Below are 9337 nucleotides of genomic sequence, written 5' to 3'. Positions count from 1 at the left end.
CTTATAGAGTTTTAAGGGATTTCTTATTAAAGTATGCTCAATGGTATAGTGTTATTTTTAGCTTTTTATATGCAGTTACTGATGAATTTCATCAAACTTTTATACCAGGAAGAGTGGGTAGCTTTAAAGATGTTCTAATAGACACTACAGGGGCCTTAATTTGTGCTATAGTTATTACTTTATTAATAGCATTTAAGAATAAGAAAAAGAAAAGTATTAATAGTAACTTATAATGATTAAGCTACTATAAAAAATATATAAGTTTCTAGAAATATATAGCTTATTTTAGGAAAAATTAATAGAATATAAGTTAAGTAGGTTTATAGAGGGTTAAATTATTTAGGAGGAGAAATTAGTGAAACAGAAGGGGTTTATAAGCATAAACGCAAAAATATCTTTTATAATATGTCTCCTATGTATTCTATTAACCTTTGTCATTAGTGCAGGCTTTTTTTCAATGGATATATTGAGAAAAAATATAGAAAAGAATGCTGCTGAAGATACGTCTATAATAGCTAAAAGTATAGGGGAATGGCTCAATGAAAGAGTAGAGGAGGCAAAAGCATATTCTCATAATGAAACTATAATTTCTATGGACTCTCATAGTATTCAAGAATATATTATTAATGAAAATAAGGATAATCCAAAAGAATATGGAGAAATTTTTGTAGTTAATAAAAATGGAGAAGTTATAGGAGCAAAGGATATAGCTTTAAATATTAGTAAATCAGATTACTTTAAGGAAGCTTTAAATGGAAAAATAACCATATCCCAAGGGATAACAAGTGAAAATAATAAAAATAAATCTATGATAATAGCAGCTCCCATACAAAATGAAGATAAAATTTTAGGAGCATTAGGACTATATATAAACTTAGAGAAGCCTTACGCTAATTATTTAAATAAATATGGACTAGATAAGGATATAATGGTAGTAGATAAAGACGGGAATACATTACTTCATTTAGGCGAGAATAATAGAGAGGGATTAGGCAGAGATGTAGAATCTAAGTACTATGGAATAGAAGAGTTAAATAATATATTAATCAATGAAAGTGGCAGTATAGAGTATGAGGTAGAGGATGAAAATTATAATCTTTATTATGAATCTATACCAAAAACTGATGGATGGAAGTTGATAACTATATTAAATAACAAAATTATGACTAAACCTCTAGGGGAATTAGTAAAGAAACTTATTATCATAGGTATTATTGGAATAATTATTGGGATAATATTAAGTAACATTTTATCTAATACAATATCAAGGCCTATATTAAATCTTACGGAGATATTTAAAAAAGGAGCCAATGGGGATTTAACAGTTACAGCAGATGAAAGTTATAAAGATGAAATTGGAGAGGCAGCTAAGTCCTTTAATAAAATGATGAAAACTGTTAGCAACATGACTTATCTTGATCCCTTAACAGGACTTTTAAATAAAACATCTTTTGAAGAGGTTTTAAAATATGAGATAGAGATAAGTAAGGGCAGTGGAGAGAAATTCTCTGTTATGAGCATTGATGTAGATAACTTTAAGAATTTAATAGATATATATGGATTAAAAATTGCAGACATGGTACTTAGAGAGATATCTGTTAAGTTAAAGAGTATTATGGGTAAAGATGTAATTTTAGGAAGGATAATAGGAGATGATTTCTGGGTTCTTATTCCAAATGTAGAGTCAGAAATTCAGTTATCTAATATGGCTGGCAAGATATTAGAAATTTTTGATGAGCCAATAGTGGTGTATGAAAATGACATATATATTAGCTGTAGTATTGGAATAAGTATATATCCAACAGATGCAGAGGATGAAATAAATATATTACAGTATTCTAGGATAGCACTTTCAAAGGCTAAGAGTGGTGGGAAGAATAATTATAAGTTTTATGATATTGAAACTAATAAAGTACTAAAGGAACAGGCATTTATGGATTCCATGCTTCACATGGCTATAGAGAATAATGAATTTGAGCTTTATTATCAACCTTTTATATCTGTAAAAAATGGAGATATAGAAGCGGTAGAGGCACTTATAAGGTGGAATAGACCAAGGATCGGAATGGTTCCTCCAGGAAAGTTTATACCTAGAGCAGAAGAAAATGGGCTTATAATTCCTATTGGAGATTGGGTTATTAGAGAAGCATGCATACAAAATAAAAAATGGCAGGATAGAGGGTACAAGCCAATATCCGTTAGTGTAAATGTATGTGCAAAGCAGTTTGAAGATCCAAGCTTTGTTACAAAGGTAAAAAAGACACTAAAGGACACTGGGCTAAGTCCTAAATATTTAGAGCTGGAGATAACTGAGACAGTTGCTATGGGAAACGTAGAGGATAAGATAAATAAACTACTAGAGCTTAAAAATCTAGGGATTAAAATATCTATTGATGATTTTGGGGTTGGGTATTCGTCTTTAAATTATTTAAAGCGATTTCCTATAGATAATCTAAAGATAGATAAGTCTTTTGTTATGGATATAGGTAATGAAAGTTCTAAATCAATAATCAGTTCAATAGTATCTATAGGTAAAAATTTAAAACTTGGTATAGTAGCAGAGGGAGTAGAAACCGCAGAACAGTTGGAGTTTATCAAAAGTCAAAACTGTAATAAGATTCAAGGTTTTTTATTTAGTAAGCCTCTTAAAAAAGAAAACTTTGAAAGTCTTTTAAAGGATGATAAGAGTTTTTATTAGATAAGAGACTCAATAAAAGTTCATTTTTTAAAATATTATAGGGTTTTTAGCTTGAATCTTAACTTATACATGTACTTAAACCCTTGAATTTTAAGTAGTGCATAAGATAAGTTTTGAATCAAAAACCCTATAATAATCTTTTATAAGATAAAACCACTATAAGTTTATTTAATTTCAATAGACTCATAGTGGTTTTTATATTAATTATATTATACTTTTAAAATTAAGAAATATTTTTATGTTGTTTATAGGAATATATTATTCTATAAAAATAAACTTCTTGAGAAAATAAAAGATTTAAAAATATATTCTTATAATAGAGAAGAAAATACTCTAGCAATACCTTCTAATAGCTTTTCTACTTTAGTAGAAGACTCAAAATCATCTAGACAAAGCTTGTTACTGCACTTTAAATCTTCAAAAAATTGATCCTCAAGTTTCTTTGAGACATCCTTATTATAAATTATAGAATTAAGTTCATAATTAAGTTCATAGCTTCTTATATCCATATTGGCACTTCCAATATTAGAGAGTTTTCCATCTATTGATAGTATTTTTCCGTGAATAAAGGCATCTTTCCTGTACAAATATATTTCTCCACCGCATTTTATAATTTCAGAAAGATAGGTTCTAGAAGCAAGGTATACTGTTAAATGGTCAGGGGTTGCAGGAACTAAGATTTTTACATTTATTCCAGATAAAATAGCAGTTTTTAGAGCATCCATTACACTTTCAGGTGGAACGAAATAAGGGGTGGTTATATATATGTGATCAGTTGCCATATATATCATAGATATCACAGATTGCATTATAGCTGGATAGGTAGAATCGGGACCGCTCTTTACTATTTGCATTACTGTAGAATTGCTAATCTCATTATTAGTTGGAAAGTATTCGCTAAACTCTTTATCATAAAAGGTATATTGATTATTTGCTTTCTCTATTGTCATAAAATCATCTAGAAATACTGATTGTAAGCCAAGGACAAAATCACCTTTGATCATAAGATGAGTATCACGCCAAAATCCAAGAGGGCCATTTCCAAGGTACTCATCTCCTATATTAATACCACCTAAGAATCCTACTTTACCATCTATAATTACTACTTTTCTATGATTTCTATAATTTATCTGTGTATTAATTCTTCTAAGAATTGGGGCAAGGAAATAAGAGTATTGAATAACTTCAGCTCCACACTGCTCTAATTCTTTAAGATAACTCTTTTTAACTTTAATAGATCCTACCCTATCCATTATAAATCTTATCTTTACACCTTCTTTTGCTTTTTTTACAAGGATATCTTTAATCTCATTACCTATAGTATCACTTTTAACTATATAGTATTCTAGGTGAATATGGTGCTTAGCCTTAAGAAGTTCTTCTTTCAAGGCAGTGAATTTTTCTTCACCATTATTAAAGACTGTGACTTCGTTATTCACAAATATGGGAGATTGACTGTTATTAGCTACAAGCTCCATTAGATTTCTGTAAGATTTATCTTTAACATTTTCTATAACAGGATTTATAAGATCCTCAAGTTCTTTAGAGAGGCCTGTATTTAGTTTGTTTAATTTCCAGTTACGACCAAGAAATATATATAATATAAGACCAATAGGTGGTAGCAGAATAAATACTAAAAGCCACGCTATAGTTTTTTCAGGTTGCTTACGCTCAAGTACAATTATAGTCACTGAAATAACTATATTAATTATAAAAATAATATAAATTAAGTTGTCCAGTATAAAACTTATTATAACCACCTCCTAAACTTATTTATATATACTATATTAATAAATACTAAAGAGATTATGCTATTACCTGAAGTAATTATATCTATTAAAACATATACATAATAGTTTTTAGTTACATACTTAATATTAAAAATTTATATTTAAATATATAAAACTTAAAGCCGTATTAAGATATTATATTATTCTATCCTTATTATACTATTTAAACAACACTATAACATAATTTAGAGTGTAAAATATAAATGAATTTTATATTTTAAAGAGTTAATTTCAGAAAAGTGAATAAAATCCAATAGAAATTATTCAATATACTAAAAATATAAACTTCATTTTAACATTCTATTACAATAAAAAACCTAGAAAAATAGAAGGGTAATCTATGTATATTGAAAAATATGTAATAATACTGTATAATTTGTCTTTGAAATACATATTATCTATAAAATTTAATTTTTTTAAAATTATAACAGGGGGGATTTCAATGGGAAAAACTAAGAAAAAGAACCTTACCCAAAGGTTTTTAGATGTTCTTGAAAGGGTAGGAAACAAGCTACCTCATCCAGTTACTATATTCCTGATTTTATCAGCGATAGTAGTAATTGTATCTCACATAGCAGCTAAAACAGGAGTAAGCGTAACCTATGAAGGGGTAGATACCAAAACAAAGGAAGTGAAAATGATAACAACAACTGCCATAAGCCTTCTTACACCAGAGGGTATAAGGTATATGTTTACAAGTTTCGTAACTAACTTCACAGGATTTGCACCACTAGGAACTGTTTTAGTGGCTTTACTTGGAGTTGGTCTTGCAGAAGGATCAGGACTTATATCAGCTTTAATAAGAAAATTAGTGTTAAGTACACCTAAAAGAGCTATTACTGTTGTAATCGTTTTTGCTGGGGTTATATCGAATATAGCTTCAGATGTAGGATACATAGTATTAATACCATTAGGAGCAATTATATTCATGAGCTTTGGTAGACATCCGATAGCAGGTATGGCAGCTGCATTTGCGGGGGTATCTGGTGGATTTAGTGCTAATATTTCTCCAGGACCTACAGATGCACTTCTTGCAGGAATATCTCAGGAGGCTGTAAATCTTGCAGGCTCAACTTATCAGGTTAGTATAACAGGAAACTGGTATTTCCTTGCTGTATCCACTGTTCTAATAACTATTCTTGGAACTATAGTTACAGAAAAGATAATTGAACCTAGACTAGGGGAGTATAAAGGTGAAGAAAAGGAAGAATTAAAGCCTTTAAGTAAGGAAGAAAAAAGAGGGCTTTCCTTTTCAGGAATAGCATTTCTTATAACTGTAATTTTAATTGCAGCAACAATAGTTCCTTATAATGGCATACTTAGAGATCCTAAGACTCATGAAATTTTAAAGTCTCCATTTATGTCAGGAATCGTTGTTATTATAATGATAGCATTCTTAATACCAGGAATAGCTTATGGGGTAGGCGCGAAGACTATAAAAAATGATGGTGATGTGGCTAAGTTCATGTCAAAAGCTATATCAGGTATGGGAGGATATATAGTTCTTGTGGCAGTAGCAGCTCAGTTTGTAGCTTACTTTGGATATTCAAACCTTGGAACTATAGTTGCAGTTAAAGGAGCTGACTTTTTAAAGAATACTGGTATGACGGGAATATCAATAATACTTGGATTAATCGGAATATCAGCATTTATAAACTTATTTATGGGTTCTGCTTCAGCCAAATGGGCAATAATGGCTCCTATATTTGTTCCTATGTTCATGCAATTTAATTTTTCACCGGAGTTTACTCAAGTAGCGTATAGAGTAGGGGATTCAACAACAAACATAATATCTCCTCTTATGTCTTACTTTGCTTTTGTAATAGCTTACTTCCAAAAGTATGACAAAGATACAGGAGTTGGAACAATAATATCAACTATGTTACCTTATACTATAGTATTCTTAATAGGGTGGACAGCACTTCTTGTAATATGGTTCTATTTAGGACTACCTATTGGACCAGGTGTAGAAATGATGCTACCTTAATAAAGTAGCAAACCTAATTTAGTTTTTATATAAGTTTAATAAAGAGAGTTTAGAGATATTCTATCTTTATTAAACTTATTATTTTATTAACTTAAATTCTAATGAAGAAGATGGGGGGCAGTTGATAGCCATCAGATAAATTTAGTATAATTATGATATTAAGGTACAATAGTATTAAAAGAATATAATGTTATTTTATTTTTAAAATAAAATAGGAAAGGAAGGACCTATGATAAATAGAAACAGAGTAGTTGCAGAATTCATGAAATATGTACAAATAGATAGCGAAACTAAAAGTGAAGGTGATTTTGCTAAATTCATAAAGAATGAATTAGAAGCTTTAGGCGCAGAGGTTACAGTAGATGGAGCTGGAGAAATAGTAGGTTCCAATACAGGAAATGTTATAGCAAAGTTTAAGGGAACTAGAGAAGGAGAACCAATATTATTTAGTTGCCATATGGATACAGTAACTCCAGGTAAGGGTATAAAGCCTATAATTAAGGATGATGTTATATATAGTGATGGAACTACTATATTAGGTGGAGATGATAAAGCAGGAATAGCAGCTATAATAGAAGCTTTTAAGGTTATAAAGGAAAATAACATAGATCACGGTCCTGTAGAGATTGCATTTACCATCTTTGAAGAGGGCGGACTATTTGGATCAAAGAATTTAGATTATTCAAAGATAAATGCTAAACATGCTTTTGTTTTAGATAGTGGTGGAGAGCCAGGACAAATAGTTATAAAAGGACCGGCACAAGATAAAATAACAGTTAAGATAACTGGAAGACCTGCTCATGCAGGAGTATGTCCGGAACAGGGAATAAGTGCAATACAAGTAGCATCTGAGGCTATAGCAAATATGAAGCTTTTAAGGATAGATGAAGATACTACAGCTAATATAGGGACTATAAGTGGAGGAGTAGTTACTAATATAGTATGTCCAGAGGTCAATATATTGGCAGAAGCAAGAAGCACTAATATAGAAAAACTAGATAATCAAACTGCTCATATGGTTAAATGTTTTGAAGATGCTGCGGAGAAGTTTAAAGCGGTAGCAGAGGTTAAAGTAGAAAGAATGTATGGTGCTTTTGTGGTGGATGAAAATGAACATGTAGTAGAGAAAGCTAAGAAGGCCTTAGAGAATCTTGGAATAGAATCATTTACAGCGGCTACAGGTGGTGGAAGTGATACAAATGTTCTAAATACAAATGGAATAAAGGCTGTAAATTTAGGAATTGGAGAAAGAAAAGCTCATACCTTAGAGGAGCATTTAAGAATAGAAGATTTAGTTAATGTTTCTAAAGTAGTATTAGAATTAATAAAAATATCCTAAATATCATTAAGTAGGAAGGTTACAACCTTCCTATTAATTTTAGATTAATCTATTGATTATGGATTAGAAAAGATATACAATAAAAGTGTAAACATAAGTTTGCAAGGCAATTTTTTTATGGCTCTATATAAGATTATCTTATATAGTATAAATAATACTTATTTATAAAGCAGTAGCCATAATTTAAACTCCAATTAACGTATTAATTTACTAAATTTTTAAGCATTTTTAGTTTATTTCCCCTATTAAATAAATTCAGATGCTTAAGTAGGCTACATAAGTGGCTTTAACTAATAATAAGGAGATTATAAAGCTTATACTAAGTAAGTTTTATAATTTCCAATTTTTTTTATATATCCCTATTAAATCTTTATTATCTAAAGAATAATTTTTTAGTCATAAGGTAGACTATTAATAATGAGATAAATTTAGGGAGGAGGTTAACTTAAAATATAGATTTTAAGTTAGTATATGGCTATGATGAGAAAAAGAAGATCTATTTCAACAGGAATGGTGTTTTTAGGGGTTGGGGCTGGACTTAGTATTGCGGCAGGAACACTTCTAGCAAAAAAATGTAAGAACCTATCTAAGGAAGATATAATTAATAAGTTTGATAAATGTCTTGAAGGAATAAAAAATTATAGATGCCAAGAAGATTCAGATTGCAGTGAGAATAATATAATATTAAATAGATGCTGCAGAGACTATAATGATAAAGATAGTAAATATAGTACTACAGTTATGTATAGAAGAGATAGAGTAAATAAAAAAATACCTAAGGGGATAAAGGGACAGAAGCTTTTTTATTAGAAATATATATAGTAAATTAATTTGTTTAGATTTATTTAACATATACTTGTATTTTTATAGATAAATATTATAGATACTATTTTAACTATAATATTAATGTAATGTATTTTGGTTAATCTATAAATATAGGAATTAATTGAACAGTAATATAAAAGTATGATTCATTATAATTATTAGTGTGTTATATATTCTTATTAATATAGTTAGATATAAAGTATAAAAGAGAATTTTTCTATAAAACACTTCGGCTTAATTAGAATAACAAATTAACTTAATATATGAAACAAGAAAAGCACTATAGAAATATAGTGCTTTTCTTGCCTTGATTAATATTTAATTATTAGGTTAAGTAGGTTTGAAAAATTAGAATAAAGAAAATTAATGCTTAATGATTAATATATATAAGGTATATTTGAGATAGATAAAGGCGATAAAGAGTAAAATAAGCTTTAAATAAAAGAAAACGAAACCTAGTGTATCAAAAGTAAAGAAACAAAGAAAAACGTAGATAGAAGTCTTATTATTATGTATAACTAGAAAAAATAGAAATAAGTTATAGATTATAAAAAATTATGTGTGATAACATAAATAACGTCCTGTAAATGCAGGGAAACACAGATTAACAACTTTTAAGAAAAAACAAAAAAGGTGTTGACAGTGAAAAAATAAAGTGATAATATAAAGAAGTCGCTTGAGGGCGACATGGTCTTTGA

At 29.1% G+C, this 9337-nt stretch carries 6 protein-coding genes; 5 read left to right on the top strand and 1 reads right to left on the bottom strand.

The annotated features are described in order from the left end of the window. Positions 1–233 (top strand): VanZ family protein (locus AB2369_RS08340; RefSeq protein ID WP_367666022.1); only part of this gene is annotated, 233 nt, incomplete at its 5' end. Positions 234–355: 122 nt separating this feature from the next. Then, on the top strand, positions 356–2698 hold the full coding sequence (locus AB2369_RS08335) for an EAL domain-containing protein (RefSeq protein WP_367666021.1): 2343 nt from the start codon (positions 356–358) through the stop codon (positions 2696–2698). Between the two features lie 311 nt (positions 2699–3009). Here AB2369_RS08335 and cls read toward each other — a convergent pair whose 3' ends face one another. Then, a complete protein-coding gene (gene cls / locus AB2369_RS08330; RefSeq protein WP_367666023.1) occupies positions 3010–4449 on the bottom strand; it encodes a cardiolipin synthase in 1440 nt (479 codons plus the stop codon). Positions 4450–4930: 481 nt separating this feature from the next. Between cls and AB2369_RS08325 the strand changes: the two genes are divergently transcribed. The 3 genes from AB2369_RS08325 (at position 4931) to AB2369_RS08315 (ending at position 8624) form a co-directional block, all read left to right on the top strand. Beyond that, positions 4931–6475, top strand: coding sequence for an AbgT family transporter (locus AB2369_RS08325; RefSeq protein WP_367666020.1), 1545 nt, complete (start codon positions 4931–4933; stop codon positions 6473–6475). Between the two features lie 229 nt (positions 6476–6704). Further along, positions 6705–7814 (top strand): M20/M25/M40 family metallo-hydrolase, encoded by a 1110-nt coding sequence (locus AB2369_RS08320; RefSeq protein ID WP_367666019.1) that lies wholly within the window; start codon positions 6705–6707, stop codon positions 7812–7814. Positions 7815–8285: 471 nt separating this feature from the next. Next, on the top strand, positions 8286–8624 hold the full coding sequence (locus tag AB2369_RS08315) for a hypothetical protein (RefSeq protein WP_367666018.1): 339 nt from the start codon (positions 8286–8288) through the stop codon (positions 8622–8624). Positions 8625–9337: the final 713 nt, after the last annotated feature.

The organism is Clostridium sp. (assembly GCF_040797585.1).
Taxonomy (GTDB): domain Bacteria; phylum Bacillota; class Clostridia; order Clostridiales; family Clostridiaceae; genus Clostridium_Z.
Note: the sequence above shows the minus strand (reverse complement) of the source record. Positions and strands in the feature narration are given on the sequence as shown.

What these genes read in the sequence shown, in the direction of transcription:
- AB2369_RS08315 (WP_367666018.1), top strand. Translation starts at nt 8,286, where the DNA reads ATGGCTATGATGAGAAAAAGAAGATCTATTTCAACAGGAATGGTGTTT.
- AB2369_RS08320 (WP_367666019.1), top strand. Translation starts at nt 6,705, where the DNA reads ATGATAAATAGAAACAGAGTAGTTGCAGAATTCATGAAATATGTACAA.
- AB2369_RS08325 (WP_367666020.1), top strand. Translation starts at nt 4,931, where the DNA reads ATGGGAAAAACTAAGAAAAAGAACCTTACCCAAAGGTTTTTAGATGTT.